General features: G+C 66.5%; 14 protein-coding genes, 3 rRNA genes and 1 pseudogene. 5 read left to right on the plus strand and 13 right to left on the minus strand.

Annotated features, from left to right (window positions below):
* Positions 1–772 precede the first annotated feature (772 nt).
* From OHA84_RS09885 to OHA84_RS09905, 5 genes and pseudogenes are all read right to left on the minus strand, one after another.
* A pseudogene (locus tag OHA84_RS09885) lies at positions 773–1,462 on the minus strand (RNA helicase); the annotation flags it as partial.
* Between the two features lie 159 nt (positions 1,463–1,621).
* Positions 1,622–1,738: ribosomal RNA gene (gene rrf, locus OHA84_RS09890) — 5S ribosomal RNA — on the minus strand.
* A 106-nt stretch (positions 1,739–1,844) separates the two neighbouring features.
* A 23S ribosomal RNA gene (locus OHA84_RS09895) occupies positions 1,845–4,968 on the minus strand.
* Positions 4,969–5,256: 288 nt separating this feature from the next.
* Positions 5,257–6,781: ribosomal RNA gene (locus OHA84_RS09900) — 16S ribosomal RNA — on the minus strand.
* Together the 16S, 23S and 5S rRNA genes form the textbook arrangement of a ribosomal RNA operon.
* A 554-nt stretch (positions 6,782–7,335) precedes the next feature.
* Positions 7,336–7,977: a DNA-3-methyladenine glycosylase gene (locus OHA84_RS09905; protein ID WP_053678674.1), complete on the minus strand. Its 642-nt coding sequence runs from the start codon at positions 7,975–7,977 to the stop codon at positions 7,336–7,338.
* Positions 7,978–8,090: 113 nt separating this feature from the next.
* On the opposite strand from OHA84_RS09905, the gene OHA84_RS09910 reads away from it, so the two are divergent.
* The 3 genes from OHA84_RS09910 to OHA84_RS09920 all read left to right on the plus strand — a co-directional run bounded on the left by OHA84_RS09910 (position 8,091) and on the right by OHA84_RS09920 (position 10,111).
* Positions 8,091–8,873, plus strand: coding sequence for a sporulation protein (locus OHA84_RS09910; RefSeq protein WP_053678672.1), 783 nt, complete (start codon positions 8,091–8,093; stop codon positions 8,871–8,873).
* 51 nt (positions 8,874–8,924) lie between these two features.
* On the plus strand, positions 8,925–9,458 hold the full coding sequence (locus OHA84_RS09915; protein ID WP_053678670.1) for a YbhB/YbcL family Raf kinase inhibitor-like protein: 534 nt from the start codon (positions 8,925–8,927) through the stop codon (positions 9,456–9,458).
* Positions 9,459–9,607: 149 nt separating this feature from the next.
* Positions 9,608–10,111, plus strand: coding sequence for an HNH endonuclease (locus OHA84_RS09920; RefSeq protein ID WP_053678668.1), 504 nt, complete (start codon positions 9,608–9,610; stop codon positions 10,109–10,111).
* A 49-nt stretch (positions 10,112–10,160) separates the two neighbouring features.
* On the opposite strand, the gene OHA84_RS09925 is transcribed toward OHA84_RS09920, so the two are convergent.
* The 4 genes from OHA84_RS09925 to OHA84_RS09940 all read right to left on the minus strand — a co-directional run bounded on the left by OHA84_RS09925 (position 10,161) and on the right by OHA84_RS09940 (position 13,449).
* Positions 10,161–10,931 carry a sulfite exporter TauE/SafE family protein gene (locus OHA84_RS09925; protein ID WP_053678692.1) on the minus strand — a complete coding sequence of 257 codons (771 nt, stop codon included), beginning with the start codon at positions 10,929–10,931 and terminating at the stop codon, positions 10,161–10,163.
* A gap of 90 nt (positions 10,932–11,021) precedes the next feature.
* Positions 11,022–11,999 (minus strand): SPFH domain-containing protein, encoded by a 978-nt coding sequence (locus OHA84_RS09930; RefSeq protein WP_053678666.1) that lies wholly within the window; start codon positions 11,997–11,999, stop codon positions 11,022–11,024.
* A 107-nt stretch (positions 12,000–12,106) separates the two neighbouring features.
* Positions 12,107–12,532 carry an NfeD family protein gene (locus OHA84_RS09935; protein ID WP_266951054.1) on the minus strand — a complete coding sequence of 142 codons (426 nt, stop codon included), beginning with the start codon at positions 12,530–12,532 and terminating at the stop codon, positions 12,107–12,109.
* 122 nt (positions 12,533–12,654) lie between these two features.
* On the minus strand, positions 12,655–13,449 hold the full coding sequence (locus OHA84_RS09940) for an ABC transporter ATP-binding protein (protein ID WP_053678662.1): 795 nt from the start codon (positions 13,447–13,449) through the stop codon (positions 12,655–12,657).
* 135 nt (positions 13,450–13,584) lie between these two features.
* On the opposite strand from OHA84_RS09940, the gene OHA84_RS09945 reads away from it, so the two are divergent.
* Positions 13,585–14,367, plus strand: coding sequence for a hypothetical protein (locus tag OHA84_RS09945; protein WP_266951051.1), 783 nt, complete (start codon positions 13,585–13,587; stop codon positions 14,365–14,367).
* Positions 14,368–14,468: 101 nt separating this feature from the next.
* On the opposite strand, the gene OHA84_RS09950 is transcribed toward OHA84_RS09945, so the two are convergent.
* The 3 genes from OHA84_RS09950 to OHA84_RS09960 form a co-directional block, all read right to left on the minus strand.
* On the minus strand, positions 14,469–14,714 hold the full coding sequence (locus tag OHA84_RS09950) for a chaplin (protein ID WP_053678690.1): 246 nt from the start codon (positions 14,712–14,714) through the stop codon (positions 14,469–14,471).
* A 119-nt stretch (positions 14,715–14,833) separates the two neighbouring features.
* Positions 14,834–15,487: a response regulator transcription factor gene (locus OHA84_RS09955; RefSeq protein WP_053678658.1), complete on the minus strand. Its 654-nt coding sequence runs from the start codon at positions 15,485–15,487 to the stop codon at positions 14,834–14,836.
* On the minus strand, positions 15,480–16,634 hold the full coding sequence (locus OHA84_RS09960; RefSeq protein WP_053678656.1) for a GAF domain-containing sensor histidine kinase: 1,155 nt from the start codon (positions 16,632–16,634) through the stop codon (positions 15,480–15,482). The genes OHA84_RS09955 and OHA84_RS09960 overlap by 8 nt, the downstream gene beginning before the upstream one ends.
* Positions 16,635–17,104: 470 nt before the next feature.
* Here OHA84_RS09960 and OHA84_RS09965 point away from each other — a divergent pair, with 470 nt between their 5' ends.
* Positions 17,105–17,818 (plus strand): transglycosylase SLT domain-containing protein, encoded by a 714-nt coding sequence (locus OHA84_RS09965; protein WP_053678654.1) that lies wholly within the window; start codon positions 17,105–17,107, stop codon positions 17,816–17,818.
* A 96-nt stretch (positions 17,819–17,914) separates the two neighbouring features.
* Here the strand turns inward: OHA84_RS09965 and OHA84_RS09970 are convergent, their stop codons facing one another.
* Positions 17,915–20,422: an FHA domain-containing protein gene (locus tag OHA84_RS09970; RefSeq protein ID WP_266974109.1), complete on the minus strand. Its 2,508-nt coding sequence runs from the start codon at positions 20,420–20,422 to the stop codon at positions 17,915–17,917.
* Positions 20,423–20,536 lie beyond the last annotated feature (114 nt).

Consider the following 20,536-nt stretch of genomic DNA (forward strand, 5'->3'; position numbering starts at 1 on the left):
CGCGGCGGGGGTAGCTGGGACGGTCGCCGCCACGGTCGTCACGGCGCTGGAAACCGCCGCCACCACCGGTGGGACGGCCACCACGGTCATCGTCACGACGCGGGTAGCTCGGACGGTCCCCACCACGGTCGTCACGACCGCCGCGGTAACCACCACGGTCGTCGTCACGACGCGGGTAGCTCGGACGGTCGCCACCACGGTCATCGCGACGCTGGAAGCCACCGCGGTCGTCATCGCGGCGCGGGTAGCTGGGGCGGTCGCCGCCACGGTCGTCACGGCGCTGGAAGCCGCCGCCACCACCGGTGGGACGGCCACCGCGGTCATCGTCATGACGCGGGTAGCTCGGACGGTCGCCACCGCGATCGTCACGGCGCTGGAAGCCACCGCCGCTGGGGCGGTCGCCACGGTCGTCGCGACGGAAGGAGGGACGGTCGCCACCACCGGTGGGACGACCACCACGGTCATCATCACGGCGGGGGTAGCTGGGACGGTCGCCGCCACGGTCGTCACGACGCTGGAAACCACCGCCACCACCACCGGTGGGACGGTCACCCCGGTCGTCACGGCGCGGGTAGCTGGGGCGGTCGCCGCCACGGTCGTCACGACGCTGGAAACCGCCGCCACCACCGGTGGGACGGCCACCGCGGTCGTCATCACGACGCGGGTAGCTCGGACGGTCCCCGCCACGGTCATCGCGACGCTGGAAGCCACCGCCGCTGGGACGGTCACCGCGGTCGTCATCGCGGCGCGGGTAGCTGGGGCGGTCGCCGCCACGGTCGTCACGGCGCTGGAAGCCGCCGCCACCACCGGTGGGACGGCCACCGCGGTCATCGTCACGACGCGGGTAGCTCGGACGGTCGCCACCGCGATCGTCACGGCGCTGGAAGCCACCGCCGCTGGGGCGGTCGCCACGGTCGTCGCGACGGAAGGAGGGACGGTCGCCACCACCGGTGGGACGACCACCACGGTCATCATCACGGCGGGGGTAGCTGGGACGGTCGCCGCCACGGTCGTCACGACGCTGGAAACCACCGCCACCACCACCGGTGGGACGGTCACCCCGGTCGTCACGGCGCGGGTAGCTCGGACGGTCCCCACCACGGTCGTCACGACGCTGGAAACCGCCGCCACCACCGGTGGGACGACCACCACGGTCATCGTCACGACGCGGGTAGCTCGGACGGTCGCCACCACGGTCGTCACGGCGCTGGAAGCCACCGCCACCACCGGTGGGACGACCACCACGGTCATCGTCACGGCGGGGGTAGCTGGGACGGTCGCCGCCGCCGGTGGGACGCCCACCGCGGTCGTCACGGCGGAAACCGCCGCCACTGCCGGTCGGACGGCCACCACGGTCGTCGCGGCGGAAGCCACCACGGTCACCGCCACGGTCGTCACGGCCCCCGCGGTAGCCGCCCCTGTCACCGCCGTCGTTGCGCCGAGGCTCGCGCTCCGGACGATCGTCGGGAGAGTTGGACATGGGTGTGACTCCTGTCGTCGGGGTACCGCTAGTCATTCTCGCGCAACCAACCCATGGCCGCGCTTCGGCGTAAAAAGGTGAAAAACAAAAAGGACCCTTGGTCCAGCGTTGAACGCTGGACCAAGGGTCCTTTGAAAGATTGTTCGGCGGCGTCCTACTCTCCCACAGGGTCCCCCCTGCAGTACCATCGGCGCTGAAAGGCTTAGCTTCCGGGTTCGGAATGTAACCGGGCGTTTCCCTAACGCTATGACCACCGAAACCCTATCGGTTTCGAGCGAACAAGCACACTTTATAGTTATGTTCTAGCTCTAGAAACCAGTAACTGTTCGTTACTTCAGAACTAACACAGTGGACGCGAGCAACTGAGGACAAGCCCTCGGCCTATTAGTACCAGTCAGCTCCACCCGTTACCGGGCTTCCACATCTGGCCTATCAACCCAGTCGTCTACTGGGAGCCTTACCCTCTCAAGGAGGTGGGAATACTCATCTTGAAGCAGGCTTCCCGCTTAGATGCTTTCAGCGGTTATCCCTCCCGAACGTAGCCAACCAGCCATGCCCTTGGCAGGACAACTGGCACACCAGAGGTTCGTCCGTCCCGGTCCTCTCGTACTAGGGACAGCCCTTCTCAATATTCCTACGCGCACAGCGGATAGGGACCGAACTGTCTCACGACGTTCTAAACCCAGCTCGCGTACCGCTTTAATGGGCGAACAGCCCAACCCTTGGGACCGACTCCAGCCCCAGGATGCGACGAGCCGACATCGAGGTGCCAAACCATCCCGTCGATATGGACTCTTGGGGAAGATCAGCCTGTTATCCCCGGGGTACCTTTTATCCGTTGAGCGACGGCGCTTCCACAAGCCACCGCCGGATCACTAGTCCCGACTTTCGTCCCTGCTCGACCCGTCGGTCTCACAGTCAAGCTCCCTTGTGCACTTACACTCAACACCTGATTGCCAACCAGGCTGAGGGAACCTTTGGGCGCCTCCGTTACCCTTTGGGAGGCAACCGCCCCAGTTAAACTACCCATCAGACACTGTCCCTGATCCGGATCACGGACCGAGGTTAGACATCCAGCACGACCAGAGTGGTATTTCAACGGCGACTCCACAACCACTGGCGTGGCTGCTTCAAAGTCTCCCACCTATCCTACACAAGCCGAACCGAACACCAATATCAAACTATAGTAAAGGTCCCGGGGTCTTTCCGTCCTGCTGCGCGAAACGAGCATCTTTACTCGTAGTGCAATTTCACCGGGCCTATGGTTGAGACAGTCGAGAAGTCGTTACGCCATTCGTGCAGGTCGGAACTTACCCGACAAGGAATTTCGCTACCTTAGGATGGTTATAGTTACCACCGCCGTTTACTGGCGCTTAAGTTCTCAGCTTCGCACGCCCGAAAGCGCACTAACCGGTCCCCTTAACGTTCCAGCACCGGGCAGGCGTCAGTCCGTATACATCGCCTTACGGCTTCGCACGGACCTGTGTTTTTAGTAAACAGTCGCTTCTCGCTGGTCTCTGCGGCCACCCCCAGCTCACGGAGTAAATCCGATCACCAGTGATGGCCCCCCTTCTCCCGAAGTTACGGGGGCATTTTGCCGAGTTCCTTAACCATAGTTCACCCGAACGCCTCGGTATTCTCTACCTGACCACCTGAGTCGGTTTAGGGTACGGGCCGCCATGAAACTCGCTAGAGGCTTTTCTCGACAGCATAGGATCATCCACTTCACCACAATCGGCTCGGCATCAGGTCTCAGCCTTAATGAGGGACGGATTTGCCTACCCCTCGGCCTACACCCTTACCCCGGGACTACCACCGCCCGGGTTGGACTACCTTCCTGCGTCACCCCATCGCTTACCTACTACCACCTTGGATCGGCGGCTCCACCACTTTCCTTTCCCCGAAGGGTCCGGAACGGCTTCACGGCCTTAGCATTAGAGGATTCGATATTGGGCGTTTCAAAGCGGGTACCGGAATATCAACCGGTTGTCCATCGACTACGCCTGTCGGCCTCGCCTTAGGTCCCGACTTACCCTGGGCAGATCAGCTTGACCCAGGAACCCTTAGTCAATCGGCGCACACGTTTCTCACGTGTGTATCGCTACTCATGCCTGCATTCTCACTCGTGAACCGTCCACAACTAGCTTCCGCTGCTGCTTCACCCGGCACACGACGCTCCCCTACCCATCCCAGCCCCCGTTGGGGGTATGTGCTGGAATGACACGACTTCGGCGGTACGCTTGAGCCCCGCTACATTGTCGGCGCGGAATCACTTGACCAGTGAGCTATTACGCACTCTTTCAAGGGTGGCTGCTTCTAAGCCAACCTCCTGGTTGTCTCTGCGACTCCACATCCTTTCCCACTTAGCGTACGCTTGGGGGCCTTAGTCGATGCTCTGGGCTGTTTCCCTCTCGACCATGGAGCTTATCCCCCACAGTCTCACTGCCGTGCTCTCACTTACCGGCATTCGGAGTTTGGCTAAGGTCAGTAACCCGGTAGGGCCCATCGCCTATCCAGTGCTCTACCTCCGGCAAGAAACACACGACGCTGCACCTAAATGCATTTCGGGGAGAACCAGCTATCACGGAGTTTGATTGGCCTTTCACCCCTAACCACAGGTCATCCCCCAGGTTTTCAACCCTGGTGGGTTCGGTCCTCCACGAAGTCTTACCTCCGCTTCAACCTGCCCATGGCTAGATCACTCCGCTTCGGGTCTAGAGCGTGCAACTCAATCGCCCTATTCGGACTCGCTTTCGCTACGGCTTCCCCACACGGGTTAACCTCGCTACACACCGCTAACTCGCAGGCTCATTCTTCAAAAGGCACGCAGTCACGACGCATTGAGTAAACTCAATGCGCGACGCTCCCACGGCTTGTAGGCACACGGTTTCAGGTACTATTTCACTCCGCTCCCGCGGTACTTTTCACCATTCCCTCACGGTACTATCCGCTATCGGTCACCAGGGAATATTTAGGCTTAGCGGGTGGTCCCGCCAGATTCACACGGGATTTCTCGGGCCCCGTGCTACTTGGGAGATTCTTAAGCAAGCCGCTGATGTTTCGTCTACGGGGGTCTTACCCTCTACGCCGGACCTTTCGCATGTCCTTCGACTACATCAACGGTTTCTGACTCGCCGACCGGCCGGCAGACCGATCAAAAGAATTCCCACAACCCCGCATGCGCAACCCCTGCCGGGTATCACACGCATACGGTTTGGCCTCATCCGGTTTCGCTCGCCACTACTCCCGGAATCACGGTTGTTTTCTCTTCCTGAGGGTACTGAGATGTTTCACTTCCCCTCGTTCCCTCCACACTGCCTATGTGTTCAGCAGTGGGTGACAGCCCATGACGACTGCCGGGTTTCCCCATTCGGACACCCCCGGATCAAAGCTCAGTTGGCAGCTCCCCGGGGCCTATCGCGGCCTCTCACGTCCTTCATCGGTTCCTGGTGCCAAGGCATCCACCGTGTGCCCTTAAAAACTTGGCCACAGATGCTCGCGTCCACTGTGTAGTTCTCAAGCAACGACCAGTCACCCATCACCCTGCTCCGAAGAACAAGTTCACTGGGGCCGGCATCGCGAAGATACAACCTTTACGGCCGTACCCTCAGATACCCAACAACGTGCCAGGCACGACCCTCCGCGACCATCACCGCTTTCCACGCCCGAGGGCAGTACTTGCAGAATGTCTTGGAAGACCGTGCCAAATAATCAACGTTCCACCCATGAGCTGACCGTGCAGAACATTTGTCTGCAATCGGTACTGTGCTCCTTAGAAAGGAGGTGATCCAGCCGCACCTTCCGGTACGGCTACCTTGTTACGACTTCGTCCCAATCGCCAGTCCCACCTTCGACAGCTCCCTCCCTTACGGGTTGGGCCACCGGCTTCGGGTGTTACCGACTTTCGTGACGTGACGGGCGGTGTGTACAAGGCCCGGGAACGTATTCACCGCAGCAATGCTGATCTGCGATTACTAGCAACTCCGACTTCATGGGGTCGAGTTGCAGACCCCAATCCGAACTGAGACCGGCTTTTTGAGATTCGCTCCACCTCACGGTATCGCAGCTCATTGTACCGGCCATTGTAGCACGTGTGCAGCCCAAGACATAAGGGGCATGATGACTTGACGTCGTCCCCACCTTCCTCCGAGTTGACCCCGGCGGTCTCCTGTGAGTCCCCATCACCCCGAAGGGCATGCTGGCAACACAGGACAAGGGTTGCGCTCGTTGCGGGACTTAACCCAACATCTCACGACACGAGCTGACGACAGCCATGCACCACCTGTATACCGACCACAAGGGGGGCACTATCTCTAATGCTTTCCGGTATATGTCAAGCCTTGGTAAGGTTCTTCGCGTTGCGTCGAATTAAGCCACATGCTCCGCTGCTTGTGCGGGCCCCCGTCAATTCCTTTGAGTTTTAGCCTTGCGGCCGTACTCCCCAGGCGGGGAACTTAATGCGTTAGCTGCGGCACCGACGACGTGGAATGTCGCCAACACCTAGTTCCCAACGTTTACGGCGTGGACTACCAGGGTATCTAATCCTGTTCGCTCCCCACGCTTTCGCTCCTCAGCGTCAGTAATGGCCCAGAGATCCGCCTTCGCCACCGGTGTTCCTCCTGATATCTGCGCATTTCACCGCTACACCAGGAATTCCGATCTCCCCTACCACACTCTAGCTAGCCCGTATCGAATGCAGACCCGAGGTTAAGCCTCGGGCTTTCACATCCGACGTGACAAGCCGCCTACGAGCTCTTTACGCCCAATAATTCCGGACAACGCTTGCGCCCTACGTATTACCGCGGCTGCTGGCACGTAGTTAGCCGGCGCTTCTTCTGCAGGTACCGTCACTTTCGCTTCTTCCCTGCTGAAAGAGGTTTACAACCCGAAGGCCGTCATCCCTCACGCGGCGTCGCTGCATCAGGCTTTCGCCCATTGTGCAATATTCCCCACTGCTGCCTCCCGTAGGAGTCTGGGCCGTGTCTCAGTCCCAGTGTGGCCGGTCGCCCTCTCAGGCCGGCTACCCGTCGTCGCCTTGGTGGGCCATTACCCCACCAACAAGCTGATAGGCCGCGGGCTCATCCTTCACCGCCGGAGCTTTTAACCCCCACCCATGCAGGCAGGAGTGTTATCCGGTATTAGACCCCGTTTCCAGGGCTTGTCCCAGAGTGAAGGGCAGATTGCCCACGTGTTACTCACCCGTTCGCCACTAATCCACCCCGAAGGGCTTCATCGTTCGACTTGCATGTGTTAAGCACGCCGCCAGCGTTCGTCCTGAGCCAGGATCAAACTCTCCATGAATGTTTACCCGTAATCGGGTGCACACGCACTTAGAGCGGGCCGATCATGTCGGAATAAGACCGATCGACCACTGCATCCTCGCTGTGTAATCGCCTGCAAGCACCACAACCCGAAAGTTGCGACCTCACAGGTCTTTTTCAAAGGAACCTCATCCACCGAAATGGACGGGGTATCAACTTTTGGCGTTGATTTTTTGGCACGCTGTTGAGTTCTCAAGGAACGGACGCTTCCTTCGTTCCTGTTTCCAGGCCCTCCGGGCGCTTCCTTCGTTTCCAACTCTACCAGATCATTTCCGCGCCCTGCTTCTCGAAAGTCGCAGTCGGTTTGGATTTGAATTCGGTGGCCGTTGGGGGCCTGTGCCTTTCGGCGCTCCACCACGTTAGCGCTTTTCCCTTGGGGCTCATAATCGGGCCGTCGGATTCGAATTCGGGCATGCCGAAATCGTCCCCGCCAGGGGTAGTCGTCGTGTGAGTGGTTTGGCCGCTCTGGGGGTCTGCGAAGGCAGTACCCCGTTCAAGCGGCTCGGGCTACGTTAGGCGTCCCCGGGGGGCGAGTCAAGTCGAGCGCCGGCGGGGCACGTGGGCGCGGTACGGGCTGACCGTCGGGTCGTGGGTGACCCAGAAGCGGTAGGGATGGTCGGCGCCGGCTCCGCCGACTCCCGTGCGGGGGCCGCTGCTCACCAGGTCGGGTGTGGCGGGGGTGCCCGTGAGCAGGGACAACGGGGAGTCGGGGCCGGCGCAGAGGTCCGTGCCGTCCAGGGAACGGTCCACGTCCAGGGCGGTGGCCAGGCGAGCCGGGCCCTTGGCCAGTTCTCCGTCCCTCCTCGCGGAGAGTCGACGTGTGCGGGCGAGCTCGGCGCCGACCGTCACCTCGCCTGCCCGCAGCAGGACCCCGCTCGCGTGGCCCGGCGGGCCGCACACCAGGTTGAGGCTGAACCACATTCCGTAGATGAAGTAGACGTACGCGTGTCCGGGCGGTCCGAACATCGACGCGTTGCGGGCCGTACGTCCTCGGTAGGCGTGCGAGCCGGGGTCCGCCTCCCCCTCGTACGCCTCGACTTCCGTGATGCGTAGTTCCAGCGGGCCGTCCGGGGTCAGGCGGACGAGGGTCCGGCCGAGGAGGTCGGGGGCCACCGTGAGGACCGGGCGGTCGAAGAAGGACCGGGCCAGGGGCGTACGGTCGGGGCGCGCGCTCATCCAATCGAGCGTAGTGGAACGCGCGCGGCTGCAACCGGGGCCTAAGGTTCCGCGTTTGTAGAGGTAGTCGCCAGAGCTTTTACATCGATAGAGCCGTCAAGGGGAGTCAGAGCATGGGGTTCAGGAAGCTGTTCGCGAGCCTGGGTGCCGGTGGTGCCTCGGTGGACACGATCATCACCGAGCCGAACGTCGTTCCGGGCGGCATCGTCCAGGGTGAGGTCCGGATCCAGGGTGGATCCGTGGAGCAGCAGATCGAGGGTCTGTCCGTCGGTCTCCAGGCGCGGGTGGAGGTGGAGGGCGGTGACCAGGAGTACAAGCAGGACATCGTCTTCACCAAGCAGCGCCTCGGGGGTGCCGTCCAGGTGCAGGCCGGCGCGCTGCACGTGGTGCCGTTCGGGCTGGAGATCCCCGCGGAGACGCCGATCACCCACTTCGGCGGTCAGCACCTGCACGGGATGAACATCGGGGTCAGCACCGAGCTGGAGATCGCGCGCGCGGTGGACGCGGGTGACCTGGACGCGATCAACGTGCACCCGGTGCCGGCGCAGCAGGCGATCCTGGACGCCTTCCGGCAGCTCGGCTTCTCCTTCCGTTCGGCGGACATGGAGCGCGGGCACATCCGGGGGACGCGTCAGACGCTGCCCTTCTACCAGGAGATCGAGTTCCTGCCGCCGTCGCAGTACCGGGGGCTGAACCAGGTCGAGCTGACCTTCGTCTCGGACGGCCGCGAGATGGACGTCGTACTGGAGATGGACAAGAAGCCGGGTCTGTTCTCCGAGGGCAGTGACACGTACCGCTGCTTCCAGGTGGGGCTGCAGTCCTACCAGGACACCGACTGGGCGGCCTACCTGAACCAGTGGATCGCCTCGGTCGGTTCGCAGCGCAACTGGCTCTAGGGTCCCCCTAGGCTCGGGGACGTACGCGTACGCGATGCAGGAGGTTCAGCAGTGGTCGAGCAGAGCAGGGCACCTCTTCCCCACGCCTTCCACCCGGAGGTGCACGCCTTCTCCGTGGTGAGCGGGGATGTGGAGCCCGGGGCGGATCTGGGTGACGCGCAGGTCCTGACGGGTGGGAACGTCTCGCCGCACCTGCGGTGGGAGGGTTTCCCGGAGGGGACGAAGAGCTTCGCCGTGACGTGTTTCGACCCGGACGCGCCGACGGGCAGCGGGTTCTGGCACTGGGTGCTGTTCGATCTTCCGGTGTCGGTCACCGAGCTGCCGGCGGGTGCGGGCAGCGGGAAGTTCGAGGGGCTGCCGGACGGGGCCGTGCACGTACGGAACGACTACGGCACCCGGGATTTCGGCGGGGCGCAGCCTCCGGCCGGGGAGCGGCACCGGTACGTGTTCACCGTGTACGCGGTGGATCAGGAGAAGCTCGGGCCGGACGCGGACGTCTCGCCGGCGGTCGTCGGCTTCAATCTGCGGTTCCACACGCTGGGTCGCGCGCAGCTGATCGGTGAGTACGAGGCGCCCGCCGGCTGATCGTTGTCCCGTTGTTTGCCCGGTCCTGGTCTAAAGACGGCCAGGACCGGGCATTTTTATTGCGTTGTCCCGCGTGGCGCGCGCGGCCAGAGTGGTTGCGGGCTCTGCTGCCGGTGTGGTCGCGGGCCTGCACACGGGAGGTGGGCGAGATGCGGGACACGCTGGTGCTGAATGCGAGCTTCGAGCCGCTGTCGACGGTGACGTTGAACAGGGCCGTGGTCCTGGTGCTCCAGGACAAGGCCGTGGTCGAACAGTCCCATCCCGAGCTGCGTGTGCGGGCGGCCACCATGGAGCTTCCGATGCCCCGGGTGATCAGGTTGTGCAGGTACGTCCGGGTGCCCTTCCGAAGACATGCTCCCTGGTCACGGAGGGGTGTGTTGGCCCGGGACCAGCACCGGTGCGCGTACTGCGGGAGGCGCGCGACGACCGTGGACCACGTACTGCCGCGGGCTCAGGGCGGCGGGGACACGTGGTTGAACACGGTGGCCTCGTGCGCCGAGGACAACCACCGCAAAGCGGCCCGGACTCCGGAGGAGGCGGGGATGCCGCTCCTCCGGAAGCCGTTCGTGCCGTCGCCGGCGGACGCGATGTTGTTGGCGCTGGGGGCGGGCGGTCGCAATGCCCTCCCCGAGTGGCTTGAGCGTTCCGCCTAGTACCGCTGACTGTGCGGCTGCGCTGGGCGACGTATGCGGGATACGTCGCTCAGCGGATCAGCAGCTGGACGATCGCGAGGATGCCGACCACGACGATGATCGCTCGCAGGGCGGTCGGCGGGAGTCGGCGGCCGACCTTGGCGCCGATCTGGCCGCCGATGGTGGAGCCGACGGCGATGAGGACCACGGCCGTCCAGTCGAACTCGGCGACGAAGAGGAAGACGACGGCCGCGATGCCGTTGACGAGGGCGGCGAGGACGTTCTTGACGGCGTTGATCCGTTGCAGGTCCTCGTGGAGGAGCAGGCCCATGAGGCCGAGGTACAGCACTCCCTGGGCGGCGCCGAAGTAGCCTCCGTACGCGCTGGCGAGCAGCATCCCCGAGAGCAGGGCCGGGCCTCCGTCGGGATGCCCGGCGTCGGCGCCCGAGGCCTCCTGGCGCTTGCGCAGGGCCGCCGCGAGCCGGGGCTGGAGCACGACGAGCACGAGGGCGATCCCGATCAGGACGGGCACGATCGTGTCGAAGGAGTCCGACGGCAGGGTGAGGAGCAGGACGGCGCCCGCGAACCCGCCGACGAGGGAGACGGCGCCGAGCCGCATGATGCGGGCGCGTTGGCCCTGGAGTTCCTTGCGGTAGCCGATGGCTCCGCTGATGGACCCGGGCACCAGGCCGAGCGTGTTGGACACGTTGGCGGTGACCGGGGACAGGCCGGTGGCGAGCAGCACCGGGAAGGTGATGAGGGTGCCGGAGCCGACGATGGTGTTGATCGTGCCGGCGCCGATGCCGGCGGCGAAGACCGCGAGTGATTCCCAGATGGACATGGACCGCGCCATCCCCTTTGCATGAGTGGGTCGCCTCCCCGCCATGAAGGTCGAGGGGCCGGTCCGATCATGCAGGAGGGGAAGGGAGCGTCAGTCGATGGGGGGCTGTTCGCGGCGGGAGGGCGGGACGGTGTCGCCGGTGCCGGCGCCTTCCTTGCCGGAGTTCTGCGGGTTGAAGCCGGAACCTCCGCCCATGGGGCCGAAGTTGCCCATGGCGCCGGAGAGGCCCTTGAGGGCGTCGCCGATCTCGCTCGGCACGATCCAGAGCTTGTTGGCGTCGCCTTCGGCGATCTTCGGGAGCATCTGGAGGTACTGGTAGGCGAGGAGCTTCTGGTCGGCGTCGCCGGCGTGGATGGACTCGAAGACCGTGCGGATGGCCTGGGCCTCGCCCTCGGCGCGCAGGGCGGCGGCCTTGGCGTCACCTTCGGCGCGCAGGATCGAGGACTGCTTCTCGCCCTCGGCGCGCAGGATCTCGGACTGTCGGACACCTTCGGCCTGGAGGATCGCGGCGCGCTTGTCGCGGTCGGCGCGCATCTGCTTCTCCATCGAGTCCTGGATGGAGGTCGGCGGCTCGATGGCCTTCAGCTCGACGCGGTTGACGCGGATGCCCCACTTGCCGGTGGCCTCGTCGAGGACTCCGCGCAGGGCGGCGTTGATCTCCTCGCGGGAGGTGAGGGTGCGTTCGAGGTCCATGCCGCCGATGATGTTGCGCAGCGTGGTGACGGTGAGTTGCTCGATGGCCTGGATGTAGCTGGCCACTTCGTACGTGGCGGCGCGGGCGTCGGTCACCTGGTAGTAGATGACGGTGTCGATGTTGACGACCAGGTTGTCCTGGGTGATGACCGGCTGCGGCGGGAAGGGGACGACTTGTTCACGCAGGTCGATCCGGTTGCGGATCGAGTCGATGAACGGGACGACGATGTTCAGGCCCGCGTTGAGGGTGCGGGTGTAGCGGCCGAATCGCTCGACGATGGCGGCGCTGGCCTGCGGGATCACCTGGATCGTCTTGACCAGTGCGATGAAGACCAGAACCACGAGAATGATCAGGACGATGATGATCGGTTGCATGCGGTTCCCCGTGCCCTTCCGGCTGTCTGTGCTGCCCCGTTGATCGCGAGTCTCGCAGACCTCGGGGCCGCGAGTCGGCTGCTTGGCTCACATCAGGTCACATCACGTCACATGACGACCGCTGTTGCCCCGTCGATGTCCACGACGTCCACGGACTGGCCGGGTTCGTAGCTGACGTCCGCGTCGAGGGCGCGGGCGGACCAGATCTCGCCGGCGAGCTTGATCCGGCCGCCGGCGCCGTCGACGCGTTCGAGGACGACGGCGCTTCTGCCCTTCAACGCGTCGATGCCCGTGCGGTGTTGGGGTCGCTGGTGGCGGTTGGCGAGGGGGCGGACGACGGCGATCAGGGCCACCGAGACGATCACGAAGACCAGGACCTGGGCCACCACTCCCCCGCCGAGCGCCGCCGTGACGGCGGCGGCCACGGCGCCGACCGCGAACATGCCGAACTCGGGCATCGCGGTCAGGACGAGGGGGATGCCCAGTCCGACCGCGCCGATCAGCCACCACACCCATGCGTCGATGTCGGTCACATGGTCATGGTAGGTCCGCGGGGCACGGTCGGGACAGGGTGCGGGCCGTGCCCGCCGATCCGGTCCGACGCCGGGTCCGTGCGGTCAAAGCCCCGCACGGGGCGGGGCTTTGACGACAGGGACTAGCGCAGGGGCAGACCGCGGGCGGCCCAGCGGTCGTCCTCGTTGCGCTCGACGATCAGCGGGAGGCCGAAGCAGAGCGAGAGGTTGCGGGAGGTGAGTTCCAGGTCGATGGGACCGGCGGTGACGACCTTGCCCTGACGGATCATCAGGACGTGCGTGAAGCCGGGGGCGATCTCCTCGACATGGTGCGTGACCATGATCATGGAGGGTGCGAGCGGGTCGCGGGCGAGCCGGCCGAGGCGGCGTACGAGGTCCTCTCGGCCGCCGAGGTCCAGGCCCGCGGCGGGCTCGTCGAGGAGCAGCAGCTCGGGGTCGGTCATCAGGGCGCGGGCGATCAGGGTGCGCTTGCGCTCGCCCTCGGAGAGGGTGCCGAACTTCCGGTCGAGGTAGTCCGTCATGCCGAGGCGGTCGAGGAACGCGCGGGCGCGCTGCTCGTCGATGTCCTCGTACTCCTCCTGCCATGTCGCCGTCATCCCGTAGGCGGCGGTGAGGACGGTCTCCAGGACGGTCTGCCGCTTGGGGAGCTTGTCGGCCATCGCGATACCGGCGACACCGATGCGGGGGCGCAGGTCGAAGACGTTCACCTTGCCGAGGGTGCTGCCGAGGATGGTGGCCTCGCCCTTGGTGGGGAAGAGGTAGCTGGAGGCGACGTTGAGCAGGGTGGTCTTCCCGGCGCCGTTGGGGCCGAGGATCACCCAGCGCTCCCCCTCCTTCACCGACCAGGAGACCTGGTCCACCAGCGCCCGGCCCTCGCGGACCACGGATACGTCCACCAGCTCCAGAACATCGCTCATGAGCGTGTTGTCACCCCTTGCAGTCTTCGGATCGTCAGTGCACCGGTAGGCGCAGCCCCAGGGGAAAACCTACGCCACTCGACGAGGCCTCCGGGCGCCAGGCCGGTTCCCCGCACCGATCCGTAAAGTGGGGGGATGCTTTTCGAACCACGTTCAGGGCGGTTGGCCGCCTGGGGGAACGCGTTGCTGGCCGGTCTGGTCTCGCCCGACGAGGCCGTGTTGTCGATCGTGGGCGAGGACGCCGTGCACCGGGTGGCGGGGCTGCCGGGGGAATCGGGGCCGGTCGGGCTCACGCTGGCGCTGGGCCGGATGCGGACGCTGGGGGTGTCCGGGTTGCGGGTCGCGCTGCCGGCTCCGGGCCATCCGTTGGGGTTGAGCGGTCCGCCCGAGTTCAACGCGCGGGCGTTGGACGCGGAGGAGGCCGTCGTCGCCGTCGGCGCGGCATTGGGGCTGGTGCCGGAGGTGATCGAGGCCGGGCCGGCCGGGGACGTGCACGTGGAGGTGGTGTGGCACGTGCTGCCGGTGCGGGAGGCCCCGCCGGCGGACGTGCCGTCGCTCGGCGAGGCGGAACGGGAACTGGCCGAGGCGTTGCGCGAGGCCACGGTGGTGCTGACCCGGTTGGACGTGGCGGGGTCGGGGCCGGTGGCGGACGCGGCCCTGTCGGCGTACCGGGCGCGGGCCGAGGCCGGGCGGGAGGTGCTGGCGCCGGGGTATCCGCCGCGGGCGGTGCGGGTGCTGTCGATGGCCCAGCGGGTGGACCTGATGGTGTCGCTGGCGTACGAGAACGGGCACGGGGGTGCGGTGGCCGCCTCGGAGATGGCGGCGCGGGCCGAGGCCCTGCGGCCGGTGGAGCGGGTGGCAAGGCGGGCGCTGGTCGCGGCGTACAACGCGGCCGTGGAGGAGCGGGAGCGGGGCTGACCCCCGGGGCCGCCCCGCAGGGCTCTGGCTCGGCGGGGTGGACATGGCACGGCCCCGCTTCCCGGGGAGAGGTGGGGGAAGCGGGGCCGGTGGGGAGGGCTTCAGTGGTTGAGGCCCGTGTTGCCGAAGGCGCCGTTCAGCAGGCCGATCACGGTGACCGAGTTGCCGACGAGGTTGACGGGGACGTGCACGGGGACCTGGAGCTGGTTCCCCGAGGCCACGCCGGGCGAGTTCAGGGCCTCGCCCTCCGCGGACGCACCGCCGTGCGCCGAGGAGACACCGGCGCCGGCGGCGATCAGGCCGCCCGCGATCATGGTGACGGCTGCGGCCTTCTTGATGTTCTTCACGTTCTCGTCCTCCAGTACGTCTGCCGCGGCCTGCCGCCCCGACACGTGGAGGAGAACGGTCGTCCCGTGCCCGGGATACGCCATGTGGGCTACATACACCCGACCGTATGAATCTCACATCAATGCCGGACGTCCACGATTCCGTGCCTGACCGCCCACAACGCCGCCTGGGTCCGATCGGACAGGTCCAGTTTCATCAGGATGTTCGAGACGTGGGTCTTGACCGTCTTCTCCGACAGGACCAGCGCGCGGGCGATCTCCCGATTGGATCTGCCGTCCGCGATGAGGGAGAGCACTTCCCGTTCCCGGTCGGTCAGCGAGCCGGGGCGGCTCGACGCGGCTCCCTGGCCCTCCTGGGCGAGCAGGGCCTGCGCCACCTCCGGCTGGAGGAGGACGTGGCCCGCGTGGACGGAGCGGATGGCGCCGGCGAGGGCTTCGGGGTCGATGTCCTTGTAGACGTAGCCGGCCGCGCCCGCGCGCAGGGCGGGGACCACGGTGCGCTGCTCGGTGAAGCTGGTGACGATCAGCACGCGGGCCGGGTTCGCCGCCTCGCGCAGTCGTCGCAGGGCCTCGATGCCATCGGTGACGGGCATCTTGACGTCCATCAGGATCACGTCGGGGCGCAGTTCCTCGGCGCGGGCGATGCCCTCCTCGCCGTCGGCGGCCTCGCCGACCACCTCGATGTCCTCCTGGACCTCCAGGAAGGTGCGCAGTCCGCGCCGGACCACCTGGTGGTCGTCCACCAGCAGGACGCGGATCCGGGTGTCAGCCACCGGGGACCTCCATCTCGATCGTGGTGCCCCGTGCGGGCTCCGAGTGCACCTCCAGCCGGCCTCCGACGCCGCTCGCGCGGTCGCGCATGGAGACGAGGCCGAGGTGGCGGCCCGCCTTGCGGACCGTGGGAGGGGAGAAGCCGCGGCCGTCGTCCCGTACGGACAGGAGTGCTCCGGCGCCCCGGCGGTGCAGGGTGACCTCGACGGTTTCGGCTCCGGAGTGGCGCAGGGCGTTGTGGAGGGCCTCCTGGGCGACGCGCAGGACGGCTTCCTCCTGGGTCGCGGGGAGGGCCCGTACGCCGTCACAGGTGAACGTGACGTGTGCGGTGTGGGCCCGGTCCAGGACGCGGACGTGGTCGCGCAGGGTCGCGACGAGTCCGTCCTCGTCCAGGGCGGCGGGGCGCAGCTCGGTCACGGCGGCCCGCAGTTCGTCGGCGGCCTCGGCGGCGAGGAGGGCCACCTGCTGGAGTTCGCCCTTGGCGCGGGCGGGGTCGCGGTCGACGAGGGCGGAGGCGGCCTGGGCGGTGAGTCGCAGGGAGAACAGCTTCTGGCTCACGGCGTCGTGCAGTTCGTGGGCGAGGCGGGAGCGCTCCTCGGCGATGGTGAGCTCGCGGCTGCGCTCGTAGAGGCGTGCGTTGGTGAGGGCTATCGCGGCGTGCTGGGCCAGGAGGGAGAGGAGTTCCTCGTCCTCGTCGGTGAAGCCGCGGCCGTCGCCGGGGGCGTCCGAGGGGGTGCCGTGCTTGTTCGCGAGGAAGAGGGCGCCGAGGGTCTCCTCGCCGTCGCGGACCGGCATGCCGAGGAAGTCCGACATCTCGGGGTGGGCGGCGGGCCAGCCGCCGAAGCGCGGGTCCTCGCGTACGTCGGCCAGTCGCTCGGGGCCGTCCTGGTGGAGCATCGCGGCGAGGATGCCGTGCTGGCGGGGCAGGGGGCCGATGCGGCGCCACTGTTCCTCGGTGATGCCGTCCACGACGAACTGTGCGAAGCCGCCGTGGTCGTCCGGGACGCCCAGGGCGGCGTACTCGGCGCCGAGGAGTTCGCGGGCCGAGACGACGATCGTGCGCAGGACGTCCTGGACCTCCAGTCGGCGGCTCATGGCCAGCAGGGCCGTGCTGACGGCGGCCAGCCCGGTGCGGGGTCCCTTGTGCATGGCCTCACCGTACCGGCGGGCCTGACCTGCGGGATCGGACCTCGGGCGTAGGTCCGGGGGCCTCGGGCACACGGCCGAGGGAGGAGAGGGCGGAGGGTCTCTCCGCCTTGGGGATGACGGCCGGGGGGCTCTTCTCTGCCTTCAGGCGGATAAACCTCACCGATTGCATTGCTGCTGCAACTCTGGGTGAGAACGCCACGGGGCCGATGTGAGCCCGGGCATAGGACCCACGTCACTTACGAAGAAGCCTAGTGGACACATAAAGACCCTGTCAGCACTGCTGCGCGTAGAGTCGATGCCCGAATGCGGGCCGCAACCGGGGGTCCTGATCCACTAAGCGGCTTCGTACGTCACACCTTTGCCAGGCGTTTTTGCCACCGCTAAGAATGTCGACGTCGCACAGCGCCGAGGATCTCGGATCCACCCGGCGCTTTCCTGCGGCTCCCGCTATTCGAAGAGGTTGCACACGCATGACCGAGACCAGCACCCCCGGCCACAGTCGTCGTCTGACCAAGGCCCAGAAGCTCTCCTTCGCAGGCATCGCCGGATTCGGCGCCGCCGCCCTCGTCTTCTCCCTCGTCCCGGCCAACGGCGCCGAGTCGAGCGAGACGACGACCATCTCCGCCGCCCCCGTGGCGTGGACGAAGGCCGTGAACGGCGCCCAGACGAAGACCGTGCAGGCGCACCTCGGCACGCAGAAGGCCATCGCCGACCAGAAGGCCATCAACGCGGCCACCCAGGCCGCGGTCGCCAAGGCCAAGGCCAAGGCCGACGCCGACAACAAGGCCAAGGCCGCCGCGCAGGCGAAGGCGCGCGCAGCGAAGACGGCGGCGAGCCGTTCCGCGACCCGCACCCCCGTCTTCGCGAACAACCTGGACGGTTGGATCAAGGAAGCGCTGCACATCATGAAGCGCGAGGGGATCCCGGGCACCTACGCCGGCATCCACAAGAACGTGATGCGCGAGTCCAGCGGCAACCCGCTGGCGATCAACAACTGGGACATCAACGCCCAGAACGGCATTCCCAGCAAGGGCCTGCTCCAGGTCATCGCCCCGACCTTCAAGGCGTACCACGTCAAGGGCACCAAGTTCGACCAGTACGACCCGGTCGCCAACATCGTCGCCGCCTGCAACTACGCGGCCGACCGTTACGGCTCCATGGACAACGTCAACAGCGCCTACTAGGCCCTTCGACGCACCGCACCCCCATGCGCCTCAGGGCGGCCCCCGGACTTCCGGGTGCCGCCCTGAGGCGTTCGTGCGTACGGCCGCGCGGACCGGTCACTTGCCGGCGCGCATGACCTCCGGCTCGTGGCGGCGCAGCAGGCGCTGGACCGCGAAGCCGCAGGCGATGCCGAGGAGCAGCAGCACCGTGATGTTCAGGCTCCACTGGCCGACCGTGGCGTCCCAGAGCGGGTCGGTGTTGGTCGGGTTGTCGGCGTCCCACGGAGGCATGAGCACGCCGAGGTTCAGCGTGGTGCCGGCGGCGGCGATGGCCCAGCGGGACGGCATCAGCCAGGCGAACTGCTCCAGGCCCGGGGAGTCGTACACCTGGAAGAGGATGCCGGTGAAGACGACCTGGACGATCGCGAACATCACCAGCAGCGGCATGGTCTTCTCGGCGGTCTTCACCAGCGAGGAGATCACCAGGCCGAACATCATCGAGGTGAAGCCGAGCGCGATGACCGACAGGCAGATCTCGACGGCCGGCGGCATGAGCAGGCCCTCGGTGGGCAGGTCGCGCGGGTAGAAGCCGATCCCGCAGATGATCACGCCCTGGATGGCCGTGATGACGCCGAGGACGATCACCTTCGACATGAGGTACGCCGACCGGGACAGCCCGGTCGCGCGCTCACGCTCGTAGATGACGCGTTCCTTGATCAGCTCGCGGACCGAGTTGGCCGCGCCGGAGAAGCACATGCCGACCGCCAGGATCAGCATGATCGTGCCGGCGTCGCCGTTGAAGCGGGACGGGGCCACGGGGGGCGCCAGGCCGAACTTCGCGGGGATGACCGTGGAGACCACGCCCAGGACCGCGGGCAGGATCAGCATCAGGCCGATGAAGCCCTTGTCGGAGGCGATCACCGAGACGTAGCGGCGGATCAGCGTCCACAGCTGGGAGCCCCAGCCCTGCGGCTTCGGCGGGCGCATCTGCTGCGCGGGCGGCATCGCGACCGACTGCGGGGCGACCGCGTCGATGTCGGCGGCGTACAGCTGGTAGTGCTGCGAGCCCTTCCAGCGGCCGGCCCAGTCGTACTCGCGGTAGTTCTCGAAGGCCGAGAAGACGTCCGCCCACGTGGTGTAGCCGAAGAAGTTCAGCGCCTCGTCCGGCGGGCCGAAGTACGCGACCGAGCCACCGGGGGCCATGACCAGCAGCTTGTCGCAGATGGCCAGCTCGGCGACCGAGTGGGTGACGACGAGGACCGTGCGGCCGTCGTCGGCGAGGCCGCGCAGCAGCTGCATGACGTCGCGGTCCATGCCCGGGTCGAGGCCGGAGGTCGGCTCGTCCAGGAAGATCAGCGACGGCTTGGTGAGCAGCTCCAGGGCCACGGACACGCGCTTGCGCTGGCCGCCCGAGAGCGCGGTGATCTTCTTGTCCTTGTGGATGTCGAGCTTGAGCTCGCGCAGCACCTCGTCGACGCGGGCGGCGCGCTCGGACTCGGCGGTGTCGCCGGGGAAGCGGAGCTTGGCCGCGTACTTCAGAGCCGTGCGGACGCGCAGCTCCTTGTGCAGGATGTCGTCCTGCGGGACCAGGCCGATGCGCTGGCGGAGTTCCGCGAACTGCTTGTACAGGTTGCGGTTGTCGTAGAGGACGTCGCCCTCGTTGGCGGGCCGGTAGCCGGTCAGCGCCTTGAGGAGGGTGGACTTGCCGGAGCCGGACGGGCCGATGACGCCGATCAGCGACTTCTCCGGGACGCCGAAGGTGACGTCCTTGAGGATCTGCTTGCCTCCGTCGACGGTCACCGTGAGGTGGCGGGCGGAGAAGGAGACCTCACCGGTGTCGACGAACTCTTCGAGCCGGTCGCCGATGATCCGGAACGTCGAGTGGCCGACGCCCACGATGTCGTTCGGGCCGAGCACCGCCGTGCCGGACTTGGCGAGGGGCTGACCGTTGACGTAGGTGCCGTTGTGGCTGCCGAGGTCGCGGATCTCGAACCGGCCGCCGGGCATGGAGCGGAACTCGGCGTGGTTGCGGGAGACCTGGAGGTCGGAGACGACCAGTTCGTTCTCCAGCGCGCGACCGATCCGCATGACGTGACCCAGCGAGAGCTGGTGGAACGTCGTCGGGCTGCGGTCGCCGTGGCCGGCACCCGCCCCCTGCGCGGGGCTCACGTCGCCCTGCTGCGGGGGGATGTGCTGCTGCGGGAACTGCGGCTGGGCCTGCTGCTGCGCCGGCTGCTGCTGCCAGACCTCCTGCTGCGGCTGCTGCCGGGCCGGCGCCTCGTACCCGGCGGCCTGGCCCTGGTAGGCCGGGGCCTGGTGGGCCGGGGCCTGGTGGGCGACGGGTTGCGGCGCGGCGGCGGCGCTCGGATTCAGCCGCGGTCCGTCGGTGGCGTTGCCGAGGTGCACCGGCGTACCGGGCACGAGTTCGGCCTGCTGGACCCTGGCCCCGTGCACGTACGTGCCGTTGGTGCTGCCGTGGTCCTCGATCCCCCAACCACGGCCGTTCCAGCTGATGGTGGCGTGCCGCCACGACACGCGGGCGTCATCGATCACGACGTCTCCCTGGGGATCGCGCCCCAGCGAGTACGACCTGGACGGATCGAGCGTCCAGGTCCTTCCATTCAATTCCAGTACGAGTTCCGGCACTCCAGCCCCACTTAAGTCCCCCGAGAATCCCCCTGGCGTCAGGGAGTCCGACGTCAGGGAGTCTAGGGATGGCGAACATCCGTGGGAACTATT

This window comes from Streptomyces sp. NBC_00513 (assembly GCF_041431415.1).
Lineage (GTDB): Bacteria > Actinomycetota > Actinomycetes > Streptomycetales > Streptomycetaceae > Streptomyces.

Bases quoted from the DNA above. Each gene is read 5' to 3' on its own strand.
- OHA84_RS09905 (WP_053678674.1), bottom strand. From the start codon at position 7,977: ATGAGCGCGCGCCCCGACCGTACGCCCCTGGCCCGGTCCTTCTTCGAC.
- OHA84_RS09910 (WP_053678672.1), top strand. From the start codon at position 8,091: ATGGGGTTCAGGAAGCTGTTCGCGAGCCTGGGTGCCGGTGGTGCCTCG.
- OHA84_RS09920 (WP_053678668.1), top strand. From the start codon at position 9,608: ATGCGGGACACGCTGGTGCTGAATGCGAGCTTCGAGCCGCTGTCGACG.
- OHA84_RS09925 (WP_053678692.1), bottom strand. From the start codon at position 10,931: ATGTCCATCTGGGAATCACTCGCGGTCTTCGCCGCCGGCATCGGCGCC.
- OHA84_RS09930 (WP_053678666.1), bottom strand. From the start codon at position 11,999: ATGCAACCGATCATCATCGTCCTGATCATTCTCGTGGTTCTGGTCTTC.
- OHA84_RS09940 (WP_053678662.1), bottom strand. From the start codon at position 13,449: ATGAGCGATGTTCTGGAGCTGGTGGACGTATCCGTGGTCCGCGAGGGC.
- OHA84_RS09945 (WP_266951051.1), top strand. From the start codon at position 13,585: ATGCTTTTCGAACCACGTTCAGGGCGGTTGGCCGCCTGGGGGAACGCG.
- OHA84_RS09960 (WP_053678656.1), bottom strand. From the start codon at position 16,634: ATGCACAAGGGACCCCGCACCGGGCTGGCCGCCGTCAGCACGGCCCTG.
- OHA84_RS09965 (WP_053678654.1), top strand. From the start codon at position 17,105: ATGACCGAGACCAGCACCCCCGGCCACAGTCGTCGTCTGACCAAGGCC.